Genomic DNA, 13032 nt, shown 5'->3' on the forward strand with positions numbered 1-13032 from the left:
GACTAGCCACAGCATGTGGGGGTATCTGGACCAAGGCCGCATCGTCGCGGGCCTGAAACCGAGAGGATTCCTTGCCCCGCATCCGGCGCCTTCCGATCGACACCCACCCCGAGAACACCGCCTTCCTTCTGCGGCATGGCAATGGCTATTCGGCGGAGCAGTTCCAGGCCCTGCGCAAGATACGGGTCACTGGCGGGGGTAGCGAGATCCTCGCCACATTGGCGCTGGTCGATGACGAGAGCATCATCGGCCATGGCGAAATCGGCCTTGGCGAGCAGGCATTCCGTAGGCTCAACCTGCCGGAAGGGACCGAAGTCGAAATCGCGCAGGCCCGCCCGCCTGCCAGCCTCGATTACGTCAGGCGCAAGATCGATGGCGACACACTGGGCGAGGCCGAAGTCAGTGCGATTATCGGTGACATCGCCGCGCACCGTTACTCCCCGATGGAGATCGGCGCCTTCCTGGTCGCTTGCGCCGGATTCATGAGCACGCCCGAAACGCTCGCGCTGACGCGGGCGATGGTCAATGTCGGAAACCATCTCAAGTGGAACGCGCCGCTGGTGGTCGACAAGCATTGCATCGGCGGCATTCCCAATAATCGCACTTCGATGATCGTTGTGCCGATTGTTGCCGCGCATGGCCTGATCTGCCCGAAGACTTCCTCGCGCGCGATCACTTCGCCTTGCGGCACGGCAGATGTGATGGAAGTGCTGGCCGAAGTGAACCTCAGTGCTGAAAAGATGGCCGAGATCGTCGCGAAGGAGCACGCGGTCCTGGCATGGGGTGGGCGGGTCAACCTCTCACCCGCGGACGACGTGCTGATCTCTGTCGAGCGCCCGCTCAGGCTCGACACGTTCGAGCAGATGGTCGCTTCGATCATTTCGAAGAAAGTGGCGGCGGGTTCTACCCATCTGGTGATCGATATCCCTGTAGGGCCGACCGCCAAGGTTCGCAGCCAGGGCGATGCGGTTCGCCTGCGCAAGCTGTTCGAATATGTTGCGCGGCATATGGGGCTCGTAACCAATATCGTGTTCACCGACGGCAGCCAGCCGGTCGGGCGCGGGGTGGGGCCGGTGCTTGAGGCGCGAGACGTTTTGGCGGTCTTGCGCAACGAGCCGGACGCGCCCGAGGACCTGCGCGACCATGCAGTGGCTCTCGCCGGGCATGTGCTCGATTTCGATCCGGCGATCGAAGGCGGAAAGGGCTATTCGCGCGCGCTTGAACTGCTCGCTTCGGGCGAGGCGCTGGCCGCGATGGAGCGGATCATCGATGCGCAGGGGCGCAAGCCAGCGATGCCCGACCTTGGGGGGTTCCAGCACGAAGTGAAGGCTCACCGCTCGGGCCGGATCGTCGCGATCGATTGTGAGCGGATCGCCAAGATTGCGCGGCAGGCCGGCGCGCCGATGGATCAAGGTGCGGGGCTATATTTGATGCACAAGATCGGTGAGCAGGTCAGCAAGGGCGATACGCTCTACCGCATCTACGCGGGTTCAGAGGCGGGGCTTGGTTTCGGCTGCGACTGCGCCGACGAGAATTCAGGCTACGAGATCGGCTGATGCGCGTCGCAGTGTTCGCCTTTGCGGAAGAACACGCTCCTGCCACTAGCCTCGCCGAGGCTCTCGGCTGCGAAATGAGCCCGATCGGGCTACACCACTTCCCCGATGGCGAAAGCCTTGTGCAAGTGACTCCTTCGCCGCCGGTCGCGCTGCTCTATCGCTCGCTCGACGATCCCAATGCAAAGCTGGTGGAGATCTTGCTGGCCGCATCCGCCCTGCGCGACAATGGCGCAGCGCGGGTGATGCTGGTGGCGCCCTATCTGGCCTACATGCGGCAGGACATGGCCTTCGCGCCGGGGCAGGCGGTTAGCCAGCGGGTCATCGGCGCGATGCTGGCACAGCATTTCGATGGGGTGCTGACGGTTGACCCCCATTTGCACCGCATCGCCTCGCTCGATGCAGTCATGCCGCAGACGCGAGCGGTGAGCCTTTCGGCCGCGCCGGTCCTGTCGCAGGCCATCGACCGTTCCGACAATCCCGTGCTGGTCGGCCCCGATGCGGAATCGCGCCAGTGGGTCGAGGCGATTGCGCAGCCGCTGGGCCTCGACGTCCTGCTGGGCGAAAAGCAGCGCCATGGCGATCGCGACGTATCGATCGATTTCAAAGGCTTGGGCGCCGTCGCCGGACGTCGCGCCATACTGGTCGACGATGTCATCTCCAGCGGGCGAACGCTGCAATGCGCGGCGAAGCTTTTACGCGAAGCGGGCGCTTCGGGAGTCGAAGCGATAGCCACGCACTGCCTGTCGAATGATGCGGAGTGGGCGGAACTCGCCGCCTCAGGGATCGACCGCATCCGTTCGACTGACTCGGTGCCGGGGCCGACCGCTACGATCCCGCTTGCCGGGCTGCTTGCTGGGGCAATTCTCGATCAGGGATGGCTGGAGGACGAATGATGGCCGAAGGCGCACTCTCGCTTGCTTTCCACGGTGCGGCGCGGACCGTGACGGGTTCCTGCATGGAATTCACCCATGGCGGCAGCACCATCCTGGTCGATTGCGGGATGTTCCAGGGATCGCGCACGCTCGAACGCCTCAACTTCGCAGAATTCGCATTCGATCCGCGCAAGATCGATGCCGTGGTGCTCACCCATGCGCATATCGACCACAGCGGATTGCTGCCCAAGCTGGTAAAACAGGGCTTCAAGGGCCCTATCTGGTCCACCCAGCCCACTACCGACCTGCTCGAATACATGTTGGCGGACTCAGGCCGGATCCAGGAAAACGAAGCCGAGCGGCGCAATCGCCGGCGCGACCGCGCGGGAGATGAACCGTTCGAGCCGGTCTATGACAGCGACGATGCGATGGCGGCCTGGCGCAGGTGTCGCCCGGTCGAGCTGGAGCACTATTTCGAGCCTGCACCCGGATTTCGCGCGCGGCTGTGGAATGCCGGCCATATCCTGGGCTCGGCATCGGTCGAGCTCCATGCGGGCGGCGTGCATGTCATGTGCTCGGGCGATGTGGGGCCGGAGAACAAGGCGTTCCAGCTCGATCCGGCAGGGCCATCGGGCTTCGATCACGTGATTTGCGAATCCACCTATGGCGACCGCGCGCGCGAGCCGGTGACGATCGAACAGCGGCGCAAGCTGCTGCAGGCCGAAGTCGAGGCCGCGCTGGTGCGTGGCGGGAACCTCGTAATCCCGGCTTTCGCGCTGGAGCGCACACAGGAACTCCTGCTGGACCTGCACGACCTGCTGAGATCGGGAGCGATCCCCAATGTGCATGTCTTCGTGGATTCGCCGCTCGCCAATCGCGTAACCGAAGTGTTCACGCGTTATGCCAGCGAGCTGGAAGATACCGGCCAGCACAACATCTTCAACGATCCTTCATTCCATTTCGTGACCGACGTCGCGGAATCGATGAAGCTCAATTCCATGTCGGGCGCGATCATCATGGCTGCGTCAGGCATGTGCGAAGGCGGGCGGATCAGGCACCATCTTGCGCACAACCTTCACCGGCGCGATTCAACGATCCTGTTCGTCGGCTACCAGGCCGAAGGGACGCTTGGCCGCGTGATCCTGGAGGGCGCGAAAGCGGTGCGGATCAGCGGCACGGATGTGCGCGTGCGGGCGCAGATCCGGCGGATCGACAGCTATTCCGCCCATGCCGACCAGCACGAACTGCTCGATTGGATCGAAGAGCGCTCGCCGATTGCAGGCACGCTGTTCCTCGATCACGGCGAGGCTTCCTCGATGGAAGGCATGCGCCGCGAACTTCAACGCCGCAGTCCGGGGCTGAACGTGCGATTGCCGCAGATCGGAGAGCGCTACGAATTGGCAATTGGCAAGGCCGCCCGACGTACCGAAACCGGGCGAGCCGATCTTGAGCAGGCCATCGGGCGCGACTGGCAGAATGCCTATGCCGATTTCGCCACTTCGCTGAAGCGGCAGCTGGGCGAGTTGCGCAGCGACCGCGATCGCCGCGAGGCCATTGCGCAGATGAAGGAAGTGCTGCGGAGCTACGCCGCGCACCGGGCCAAGCGCAAAACCGGCAAGTAGCGACCGGCTATTCGGCCCCGGCCCCGCTCCATTCCTGCGCCTTTGCCAGCAGATCGACCACTTCTGCATCGCTCGTCTGGCCGAAATCGGCGTAGTGCGCTCCCACCGCATAGAAGGGTTCTGGCGAGGACAGGCAGATGATGCGGTCGCACCATGGCTCAAGGTCGATCAGGGCGGAGCGCGGTGCCACCGGCACTGCCAGTACGATCCGTTCTGCGCCCGATTTGCGCAGCGCCTTGAGCGCCGCCTTGACCGTGCCGCCGGTGGCAATCCCGTCATCCACCACCACAACTGTGCGCCCCGTGTAGGGGATCGCGAGGCCCGAGCCGTATGTCGCTCTGCGGCGCTCGATTTCGGCCAACTGCCGCGAGACTTCGTCTTGTATGTACTCCGGTGTCGCGCCCACCATTCGGGCGGTTGCTTCGTCGATCACCACTTGTGGCGAAGCGCCATCAACCAGCGCTCCGATGCCGTATTCTTCGTGGCCGGGCGCGCCGATCTTGCGCACCATCAATATGTCGAGCGGGGCCTTGAGCCGCTTCGCCACTTCATATCCCACAGGAACGCCTCCGCGCGGCAGCGCCAGGATGATCGGATCGGCCAGCGCGAGCACGGCAAGCGCGTCGGCCAGTTTTCGCCCAGCCACCCGCCGGTCGCTGAAATAGCCCTGGCTTGTAGTCATGAAGCCTTCTCCCGCACATGGTCGAGGAACCAGGCGCTGGCGAGCTCGACGACCTGATCGAGCGTTCCCGGCTCCTCGAACAGATGGCCAGCGCCCGGCACGATCGCGAGATGGTGCTCGCAGCGCATCACAGCCGCTGCCGCCTGGTTGAGGTCGATCACTATCCCGTCGAGGCTGCCGACCACCAGCAGGGTGGGTGCACGCAGATGCATGAGCGCATCCGCGCCGGCGAGGTCCGGCCTGCCTCCACGCGAAACGACGGCTGCGATGCGCGGATCGCCCGCCGCAGCGCGAATGGCCGCTCCTCCGCCAGTGCTCGCTCCGAAATAGGCCGGGCTCAGCCCTGATGTCGCCGGATTGGCGGCGGCCCAGTCGACCGCGAGCCGCAGGCGCGACGCGAGCAGGCCGATATCGAATACATTGCGCCGGTCGGCTTCTTCAAACGGCGAAAGCAGGTCGAGCAGCAGCGTGGCGAGACCTGCGTGGCGCAGGCGCTGCGCGACGTAATTGTTGCGCGGGCTCATCCGCCCGCTGCCGCTGCCATGCGCGAAAATCACCAGCCCTTTCGCACCGGCAGGCACGCCCAGGAAGGCTTTGAGGCCCAGCGCGCCTCCCAGCGTCACTTCGCTGCAATCGGGGGGAGGAATCGCCGGGTTCATAGCCCGAACGGCCATGTTTCGGGGGCACCGTGCGGATGCTCGGGGCCCAGCGGCGTGACGGCGCGGCTTTCCTCGAACCAGATCCAGGCATCGAACTGTTCGGCCAGTACCGCTTCGAAATAATGGCTCATGCGCTCGGTCTGGGGCCGGTAGACAACCCCGATCGCGCGTTCGAGCAACACGTTGGAAAGCGCGTCGACCAGCTCCCTATTCTTGCCTCCGCGCCAATCGGTGAGGCTGCGGGCGATGCCGGTGCTTCGAAAGGCGGCTTCCCAGCTGTCATCGCGCGCCGGGAGCACATTCATCACATGCATGTTCGCGCCCCAGTCCGATGCGGCGGCAACAGTGCCGCGATCGGTGCCGAATCCGACCAGCACCGCCTGATCGCCATAGGACTTGCGCACCAGCTCGCCGATGTTGAACTCGCCTTGCCAGCCCATGGCGGTCGCGGCGGCATTCCCGACATGCGAATTGTGCGCCCACACGACTGCGCGTGCGTCCTTGCGATGTGCCATCAGCGTCTGCAACGTGTCGAACATGTGCCGGTCGCGCAGGTTCCAGCTTTCGACCGCGCCATTGTACATCGCGCGATAATATCGCTCGGCGGCACGCACGATCCGGGCGTTCTGTTCGGCATCGAGGTAATTCTCGCCATCGCGCGCGATCAGTTCCATGCGCTTTTCCAGCAAGGCATTGAGCTGGGCCACCATCGCATCTTCGCATTTGGCCATCCCGCCATATTTCACCGCCTGGCCATAGTGCTGCGGTTCGTCCTGCCATGGGGTCAGGCAGCCATAGCGCCGCCGGGCCTCATCGGCATCTTCGGGGCAATGCCGATCGAGATAGGCGATCACGGCATGGATCGACTCACGCAGGCTGTAGACGTCGAGGCCCCACATTCCCGCGCGGTCGGTTTCGGGCAGCTTGCTGTTGTGGCCGCGCAGCCAGTCGGCAAAGGCGAGCACTTCCTGGTTGCGCCACATCCAGGTGGGGAAGCGGGTGAACGGCTCTCCGCTGCGCGGACGCGGTGCATTGTGCCGGACGTAATCGTCGATCCGGGCGACATCGGGCCAGTCGCCTTCGACCGCGACGATGTTGAATCCGTGGCGTTCGATCAGCCGACGGGTGATCTGCGCGCGGGCGGTGTAGAATTCGTGCGTTCCGTGCGTGGCTTCGCCCAGCAGCACGATCCGGGCATCGCCGAATCGGTCGAATGCCTCCGCAAATTCTTGCGAGTCAGGCGCAGGCAATTGCTCGGCATTGGCCCGCAAGATCGCCGGCAAATCGGCTGAAACCTGCCTGATAGGGTTGTGCGCTGTCACCTCTCATCTCCGTGCGGCGACCCATCACATTTGATGTTTTATCGCCCAAATGAGGCGAAAATGCATTGATCGAGGTCAATCGCGCGCATCGCCCCTACCGGCGACGAAGAGGTGTGTGGCGCTGGCTTCAGCCCGCCGCGAACAGCAAGCGGCCCGGGCCAAGCAATTCGAGCACTTCGTCGATTTCGCTCTGCTCGAAGGCGAAACAGCCGAGGCTGCGCCCGATCCGCCCCTGGTCGATCGCCATGTCGCGATCGACATAGTTTGCGCCATGGATCACGATTGCGCGGGCAAAGGCATGGTCGTTCTGCTCTTCGAGCCCGTGAAGGCGGCGCGAACGCCCGTGCTTCCCGTAATAGGCGTCGCCAGTGAGGAAACTGCCCTTAGAGGACGCATTCGAACCGGGCCGGTTGGAGAAGCGCTGGACGAACCCGGTGTTGCCCGGGTCCGAACCCCTGCCGTGCGAAACCAGGTACGACCGATCGATCTTTCCGGCCTCAATGTCGACCATGTGGAAACGCATTTCCTTCGAATGCTCGGAGAAATCCGCGATGCCCAAACGGTCGCGCAGCGCGATGTCTGCGCCGTGCCTGTCGAGTGCGGCCAGTGCCTGCTGGAGCAAGGCAGGCGGCTCGGCCAGCATGGGCTGGGCAGGCACCGGAGGCAGTGCTGGCGGGGTGTTCGGCGCGGCCCGCGTTAGCGGCGCGGCCAATCCTGCCGTCGTGGCGATCGAGGCGCCAATGAAGTGGCGTCGGTTGAGTTTCATGGTGCGATCCCGTGTCTCATTTTGCGTTAATGTGGGTGCGGACATATGCTCCGGCAAGCCAAAGGGACGGATTCACGGATGAAGCGAAGCCTTATTGCGACGACTGCGCTGCTGATCTCGACTGCCGCCGCATCGGCGCAGGCGAACGACAGCACATGGTCATCCAGCGACGTCGCCACGCTCAAGCGCTGGGTCGATTCGGCGCCGCTCGATGCCTTGCCGAAGTTGCCTTCGGCCTCGCTCGATCGCGCCGTGGCTGCGGCCGACCAGCAGCAGATCGATGACGAAGCGACGATGCTGGCGCTGCGGCTGGCGCGTGCGCACCTGCTGGGATCGGCTTCCCAGGCCGAGCGGGCAGGATGGAATATCATCGACAGCGACCGCGAGATCGCGCTCGAACCTATGCTCGAACAGGCGGTCGAGGACGACACGCTCGACACGTACTTCGCCCTGCTGCGCCCGGCGCATGTCGAGTATTCCGCGCTCAAGACAGCGCTTGCGAACGAGACCGATGCGGATCGGCGCAAGGCGATCGCGCGCAATATGGAGCGCTGGCGTTGGATGCCGCGATCGCTGGGCAGCGACTATGTGCTGGTCAATGCTGCGCGGTTCGAAGCGGGCCTGTGGCGCGACGGGACGCAGGCAGGAACATGGCGAGTGATCGTAGGGAAAAAGTCGACCCCGACCCCGGTGTTCAACGCCACGATCGAAGGGGTGATCCTCAATCCCTGGTGGGAAATCCCCGCCAGCATCGTTCGCGAGAGCGTGGGGGCGCTTGTCCGGCGAAATCCCGCGCTCGCGCGAGAGCGGGGCTATGTCTGGAGCAATGGCCAGTATCGCCAGCGGCCCGGGCCGAACAATGCGCTCGGCCAGATGAAGCTGGTGATGCCCAACCGTTTCTCCGTCTATATGCATGACACGCCGAACAAGAATTTGTTCGAGGAGGAAGTGCGTGCCTTCAGCCATGGTTGCATCCGCACAGGCGATGCCATCGGTTATGCGGCGACCCTGCTTGAAGGCGTGAAGACGAGGGAGGAAGTGGACAGTATCGTCGCCTCGGGCAAGACGACCACAGTCAGCCTCGCCAGGCCCGTGCCAGTCTACATCACCTATTTCACGGCAGTGCGCGACAGTGCCGGCGGGGTCGAGGTTCTGCCCGACATCTACAACCGCGATGGAGCGATCAGGGCCAATTTGCCCGATTGAGGATCAATCGCCGACCCCGGCCGCAAAGGCGATGCGCAGCAGGTCCGAAAGATTGGTCACATCGAGCTTGCGCATCAGATTGGCGCGGTGGATCTCGACGGTCCGCGAGCTGATTCCGAGATCGTAGCCGATCGTCTTGTTCGGATGCCCGGCCACCAGCCCTTCCAGCACGTCGCGTTCGCGCGCGGTAAGGCCGTTGAGCCGCAATCGGGCTTCCTCGCGCCGGGTGGTCCTGAGATCGCTGCGCTCGAGCCGCTCGAAGCCTTCGCTCAGGGCGTCCAGAAGCGCCTCCTTGGCGAAGGGCTTCTCGATGAAATCGACCGCACCGGCCTTCATAGCCTGCACTGCGATGTTCACGTCGCCATGCCCGGTCATGACGATTACGGGGAAGGCGAGGCCGTGCTCCTGCAGCTGTTGCTGTACTTCGAGGCCGCCAACCTCTGGCATCTGGATGTCGAGCAGTACGCAGCCCGGTTCAAGCTGGCGCGCATCGTACAGGAACTCGGACCCGCCGACATAGGATTCGACCTTGAAGCCGGAGGTCTTGAGCATGAAGCCGACCGACCGGCGGACCGACTCGTCGTCGTCGACCAGATATATCGGATGTTCACTATTCTCCATCGTCGGCCTCCGCGAGCGGCAAGGTGAAATGGAAGGCTGCCCCGCCAAGATCCGAAGGCTCGGCCCAGATCTTTCCGCCATGCGCCGCGATGATTGTATGGCAGATCGACAATCCTAACCCCATGCCCTGCGCCTTGGTGCTGTTGAATGGGCTGAACAGGCGCTCGGCAACGCTTCTTGAGAGGCCGGGGCCGCTGTCGGCGATAACGACCTCGACAAAGCCCGATGGCGCATCGCGCACGATGATGCGCAGCTGCTTGCGGGTGGCGTCGGACATTGCCTCGAGCGCATTGCGCAGCAGGTTGACGACGACTTGTTGCAACTGGACCGAGTCCGCCAGGACCTTGTCGAACCTGGCGCCGAATTCGGTCTCGAAGTCGACACCCCTGCCGTCGCCGTTGATCAGCGCGAGCGCCGCGCCTTCCTGGATGATGCGCCGAAGGCTGGCGATCTGGCGCTCGGTTTCGCCGCTCGCGATGAAGTCGCGCAAGCGGTGGACGATCTGGCCAGCCCTGATCGCCTCGCGGGCGCATTCTTCCATTGCCTCACGCGCCAGATCCAGATTGGCAGGTGTTGGATCGTCCAACAGGTCGCGTGCAGAATTGGAGTAATTGACCACCGCCGTGAGCGGCTGGTTGAGTTCATGCGCGAGCGAAGTCGCTAGCGAACCCATCGACGAGATGCGTGAAACATGCGCCAGTTCGGCCTGCAGCGTATGAAGCTCACGCTCGGTTTGGCGGCTCTCCGTCAGGTCGCGCATGAAGCCGACGAAGCCGCGTTGGCTTCCTCGTTTGAGCTCTCCCACTGCCAAATTGATCGGAAAGCTGTGCCCGTCGCGGTGGCGAGCCGTAGTGACCCTGCTTGTGCCGATTATCTGCGCCCGGCCAGTGACGAGATATTGCTCGATATAGCCAGTGTGCTGGTCGCGATCGGGTTGCGCCATCAGCAGGCTGACGTTCTGGCCGACCACTTCGGCTTCCGCATAGCCGAACATGCGTTCCGCGCCGGTGCTGAATGAAAGGATGGAGCCCTCCTCGTCGATGACCACCATAGCGTCGGGCACCGTATCGATGAGCGCGTGGAGGTTGCCTTCGCTTTCCGCGATCATGCCGGGCATGCTGGCTTTCCTGCGGTCATGTTCGTGTGCGGCATCGCGCATCCCACAATAGTCGGGCCAAAGCGCAAGTCACTTAGCACATTAGGACGCGCGCCGCATGCGCGGCACAGGGTGACCCGGATTCTGCCACGCTCGAAGATAAGGAAGTTTCCGTATCGGGCCGAGCGCGGACCGACGGTAGATTTGAAGATACAGGGCGAGTCGGTGCGAAAGCGATCCCGCGCCGCATTCTCCTGCAAGGCTGACCTTGCGACCCGGTTGGCCGCAACGCCGCCCCGGCCTATTGCCCCCAAAGGTAGGCCGGGGCGGCCTATCCATTCCTGCATCCGCCAATATATTAGCACTTGCTAAATTAGTGAAGGCTTATATATAGAGCGCATGGAGTCGAGCAACCTCACCAGTTTTGATGCGATGCGCGCCAATGCGGGCAAGGCCGCCGAGTATCTGGCCATGCTCTCGAGCCGCCCGCGCTTGCTGATCCTTTGCCATCTGGCAGAGGCCGGCGAATTGCCGGTTGGCGAACTGGCACTGCGTATCGGGCTGAGCCAATCCGCCCTCTCGCAGCATTTGGCGAAGCTGCGAGCCGAAGGCCTAGTGGCGTATCGGCGCGAAGCGCAGACGCTGCTCTACCGGGTTGCAGACCCGAGGGCAGGGCGCCTGCTCGACACTCTGCATGACATTTTTTGCGACGCCGCAGGGGCCACGAGCGAGCGGGGCGCCGCCCTTACGCAATTAGGCTCAGCCCCGACCAATTTCTGACCAAGGAACAGGAACGAGAACGATGAGCAAGGATTCCCACCTCAACCAGGCAATCGAGCAGGTTCGCACCGTCCTCGGCGGTGAAAGTGCGGCCCCGATCGTGAAGGGCTTCTTCCACGAGCCGACCTTTACCGCGAGCTATGTGGTGCATGACCCTGCGACCAAGGTGGCGGCCATCGTCGATTCGGTGCTCGATTTCGACCAGCCTTCCGGACGCACTTCGACAGAGTCCGCTGATGAGATGATCGAATACGTCCGCTCCCACGGACTATCGATCAAATATTTGCTGGAAACGCATGCCCATGCGGATCACCTGTCGGCTGCGCCCTATCTGCAGGAAAAGCTAGGCGGCGAGATCGTGATCGGCCGCGAAATCCTGACCGTGCAGAACGTGTTCGGGAAGGTATTCAACGAAGGCAGCGATTTCGCGCGTGACGGTTCGCAGTTCGACCTGCTGGTCGATGACGGCCAGACGCTCGAACTGGGCGAGATCTCCATCATCGCGCTGCATGTGCCCGGGCACACGCCGGCCGATCTCGCCTTCCTGATCGGCAATGCCGCATTCGTCGGCGATACGATGTTCATGCCCGACTATGGCACGGCTCGGGCCGATTTCCCGGGTGGAGATGCGCGCACCCTGTTCCGTTCGATCCGGCGGTTGATGGAACTCCCTGCCGAGACGCGCGTGTTCCTGTGCCACGATTACAAGGCGCCGGGGCGTAACGTTTTCGCTTGGGAAACCACCATCGGAGCCGAACGTGAAGGCAATATCCACGTTCATGACGGGGTAGCAGAAGAGGACTTCGTCGCCATGCGGACTGCGCGCGATGCGACGCTCGACATGCCGCGCCTGATCCTGCCTTCGATCCAGATCAACATGCGCGCGGGCCACATGCCCGAGCCTGAGAGCAATGGCACACGCTACCTCAAGCTGCCGCTCAACACTCTGTAAGAAAGGAGCCAGGCCAGATGTCTACATTAGCTCCCCTCGATCCGTTGACCGCCCTTGCGGGCGGCTTGCTGATCGGACTTGCCGCTGCGGTTCTGCTGCTCTTTTCAGGTCGTATCGCCGGGATCAGCGGCATGATCGCGCGCGCGGTCGGCATTGCTGACAGCGGCACGCCGCGCCTGCAGGCGCTTGCCTTCGTCGTCGGGCTTCCGATCGGCGCCTGGCTGGTCAGCGCCTCGCTGCGCCAGCCCGAAGTGATCGTCACTTCGTCGATCCCGATCCTTGTGACCGCCGGTGTACTGGTCGGTTTCGGAACGCGGATGGGCAATGGCTGTACCAGCGGCCATGGCGTCTGCGGCGTATCGCGCCTCTCGCCGCGTTCGCTTGCGGCAACCGTAACCTTCATGCTTGCCGGGTTTGCCATTGTGGCACTGGCGCGCTTCATGGTGGGAGGCTGACGCCATGCGACAGACAATCATCGCCCTTGTAACCGGCATCCTGTTCGGGGCCGGCCTTGCCCTGTCCGACATGATCAATCCCGCCCGCGTGATCGGTTTTCTCGACCTGTTCGGGAACTGGGACCCTGCGCTCGCCTTCGTCATGGGCGGCGCGATGATTCCGGCGGCGATTGCCTATGTGCTCTCGCGCCGTTTGCGCAGCCCCATCATGCACACAAAGTTCCACATTCCCGAGAACCGGATTGTCGACCGGCAGCTGATCACCGGGGCGGCGATCTTCGGCGCGGGCTGGGGGTTGGCGGGCTATTGCCCCGGACCGGCGATTGCCGGGCTGGTCTATGGAAATTGGCAACCTGTGGTGTTCGTGGCGGCGATGCTCGCGGGCATGTGGCTGCACCGGCTGACGTCCGACTTGCAGCACCGCGGCCAGCCGGCAATCTGAT

At 63.5% G+C, this 13032-nt stretch carries 14 protein-coding genes; 8 read left to right on the top strand and 6 right to left on the bottom strand.

Annotated elements, in window-relative coordinates; translation table 11 throughout:
- The first annotated feature begins 71 nt into the window (after positions 1-71).
- From ACUJ47_RS12210 to ACUJ47_RS12220, 3 genes are read left to right on the top strand one after another with little or no spacing between them, the layout of a single operon-like run.
- Positions 72-1556 (top strand): thymidine phosphorylase family protein, encoded by a 1485-nt coding sequence (locus ACUJ47_RS12210; RefSeq protein WP_445538662.1) that lies wholly within the window; start codon positions 72-74, stop codon positions 1554-1556.
- Entirely contained in the window at positions 1556-2449 is an 894-nt protein-coding gene (locus ACUJ47_RS12215) for a ribose-phosphate diphosphokinase (protein WP_445538663.1), read from the top strand. The genes ACUJ47_RS12210 and ACUJ47_RS12215 overlap by 1 nt, the downstream gene beginning before the upstream one ends.
- Positions 2431-4050 (top strand): MBL fold metallo-hydrolase, encoded by a 1620-nt coding sequence (locus ACUJ47_RS12220; RefSeq protein WP_445538664.1) that lies wholly within the window; start codon positions 2431-2433, stop codon positions 4048-4050. Before ACUJ47_RS12215 ends, ACUJ47_RS12220 begins: the two co-directional genes overlap by 19 nt.
- 7 nt (positions 4051-4057) lie before the next feature.
- On the opposite strand, the gene ACUJ47_RS12225 is transcribed toward ACUJ47_RS12220, so the two are convergent.
- The 4 genes from ACUJ47_RS12225 to ACUJ47_RS12240 all read right to left on the bottom strand — a co-directional run bounded on the left by ACUJ47_RS12225 (position 4058) and on the right by ACUJ47_RS12240 (position 7479).
- Positions 4058-4732: a phosphoribosyltransferase gene (locus tag ACUJ47_RS12225; protein ID WP_445538665.1), complete on the bottom strand. Its 675-nt coding sequence runs from the start codon at positions 4730-4732 to the stop codon at positions 4058-4060.
- A complete protein-coding gene (locus ACUJ47_RS12230; RefSeq protein ID WP_445538666.1) occupies positions 4729-5391 on the bottom strand; it encodes a dienelactone hydrolase family protein in 663 nt (220 codons plus the stop codon). Before ACUJ47_RS12230 ends, ACUJ47_RS12225 begins: the two co-directional genes overlap by 4 nt.
- Positions 5388-6713 carry an erythromycin esterase family protein gene (locus tag ACUJ47_RS12235; protein ID WP_445538667.1) on the bottom strand — a complete coding sequence of 442 codons (1326 nt, stop codon included), beginning with the start codon at positions 6711-6713 and terminating at the stop codon, positions 5388-5390. Before ACUJ47_RS12235 ends, ACUJ47_RS12230 begins: the two co-directional genes overlap by 4 nt.
- A gap of 127 nt (positions 6714-6840) precedes the next feature.
- The gene (locus ACUJ47_RS12240) at positions 6841-7479 is read right to left on the bottom strand and encodes a murein L,D-transpeptidase catalytic domain family protein (RefSeq protein WP_445538668.1); all 639 of its coding nucleotides are present in this window, start codon (positions 7477-7479) and stop codon (positions 6841-6843) included.
- Between the two features lie 78 nt (positions 7480-7557).
- On the opposite strand from ACUJ47_RS12240, the gene ACUJ47_RS12245 reads away from it, so the two are divergent.
- Complete coding sequence (locus ACUJ47_RS12245; RefSeq protein ID WP_445538669.1) at positions 7558-8685, top strand: L,D-transpeptidase family protein; 1128 nt, start codon at positions 7558-7560, stop codon at positions 8683-8685.
- 3 nt (positions 8686-8688) lie between these two features.
- On the opposite strand, the gene ACUJ47_RS12250 is transcribed toward ACUJ47_RS12245, so the two are convergent.
- Positions 8689-9306 carry a response regulator transcription factor gene (locus ACUJ47_RS12250; RefSeq protein WP_445538670.1) on the bottom strand — a complete coding sequence of 206 codons (618 nt, stop codon included), beginning with the start codon at positions 9304-9306 and terminating at the stop codon, positions 8689-8691.
- Positions 9296-10423, bottom strand: coding sequence for a PAS domain-containing sensor histidine kinase (locus ACUJ47_RS12255; RefSeq protein WP_445538671.1), 1128 nt, complete (start codon positions 10421-10423; stop codon positions 9296-9298). The genes ACUJ47_RS12250 and ACUJ47_RS12255 overlap by 11 nt, the downstream gene beginning before the upstream one ends.
- 378 nt (positions 10424-10801) lie before the next feature.
- On the opposite strand from ACUJ47_RS12255, the gene ACUJ47_RS12260 reads away from it, so the two are divergent.
- The 4 genes from ACUJ47_RS12260 to ACUJ47_RS12275 are packed head-to-tail and all read left to right on the top strand — an operon-like array spanning position 10802 to position 13031.
- Positions 10802-11182 carry an ArsR/SmtB family transcription factor gene (locus ACUJ47_RS12260; RefSeq protein WP_445538672.1) on the top strand — a complete coding sequence of 127 codons (381 nt, stop codon included), beginning with the start codon at positions 10802-10804 and terminating at the stop codon, positions 11180-11182.
- A 22-nt stretch (positions 11183-11204) separates the two neighbouring features.
- Positions 11205-12134 carry an MBL fold metallo-hydrolase gene (locus ACUJ47_RS12265; RefSeq protein ID WP_445538673.1) on the top strand — a complete coding sequence of 310 codons (930 nt, stop codon included), beginning with the start codon at positions 11205-11207 and terminating at the stop codon, positions 12132-12134.
- A gap of 17 nt (positions 12135-12151) precedes the next feature.
- On the top strand, positions 12152-12589 hold the full coding sequence (locus tag ACUJ47_RS12270) for a YeeE/YedE family protein (RefSeq protein ID WP_445538674.1): 438 nt from the start codon (positions 12152-12154) through the stop codon (positions 12587-12589).
- 4 nt (positions 12590-12593) lie between these two features.
- The gene (locus ACUJ47_RS12275; protein ID WP_445538675.1) at positions 12594-13031 is read left to right on the top strand and encodes a DUF6691 family protein; all 438 of its coding nucleotides are present in this window, start codon (positions 12594-12596) and stop codon (positions 13029-13031) included.
- Position 13032 lies beyond the last annotated feature (1 nt).

It is taken from the genome of Altererythrobacter sp. Z27 (genome assembly GCF_052683155.1).

Coding starts and splice junctions, on each gene's coding strand:
- ACUJ47_RS12215 (WP_445538663.1), top strand. CDS start 1,556: ATGCGCGTCGCAGTGTTCGCCTTTGCGGAAGAACACGCTCCTGCCACT.
- ACUJ47_RS12220 (WP_445538664.1), top strand. CDS start 2,431: ATGGCTGGAGGACGAATGATGGCCGAAGGCGCACTCTCGCTTGCTTTC.
- ACUJ47_RS12225 (WP_445538665.1), bottom strand. CDS start 4,732: ATGACTACAAGCCAGGGCTATTTCAGCGACCGGCGGGTGGCTGGGCGA.
- ACUJ47_RS12230 (WP_445538666.1), bottom strand. CDS start 5,391: ATGAACCCGGCGATTCCTCCCCCCGATTGCAGCGAAGTGACGCTGGGA.
- ACUJ47_RS12240 (WP_445538668.1), bottom strand. CDS start 7,479: ATGAAACTCAACCGACGCCACTTCATTGGCGCCTCGATCGCCACGACG.
- ACUJ47_RS12245 (WP_445538669.1), top strand. CDS start 7,558: ATGAAGCGAAGCCTTATTGCGACGACTGCGCTGCTGATCTCGACTGCC.
- ACUJ47_RS12250 (WP_445538670.1), bottom strand. CDS start 9,306: ATGGAGAATAGTGAACATCCGATATATCTGGTCGACGACGACGAGTCG.
- ACUJ47_RS12255 (WP_445538671.1), bottom strand. CDS start 10,423: ATGCCCGGCATGATCGCGGAAAGCGAAGGCAACCTCCACGCGCTCATC.
- ACUJ47_RS12260 (WP_445538672.1), top strand. CDS start 10,802: ATGGAGTCGAGCAACCTCACCAGTTTTGATGCGATGCGCGCCAATGCG.
- ACUJ47_RS12265 (WP_445538673.1), top strand. CDS start 11,205: ATGAGCAAGGATTCCCACCTCAACCAGGCAATCGAGCAGGTTCGCACC.
- ACUJ47_RS12270 (WP_445538674.1), top strand. CDS start 12,152: ATGTCTACATTAGCTCCCCTCGATCCGTTGACCGCCCTTGCGGGCGGC.
- ACUJ47_RS12275 (WP_445538675.1), top strand. CDS start 12,594: ATGCGACAGACAATCATCGCCCTTGTAACCGGCATCCTGTTCGGGGCC.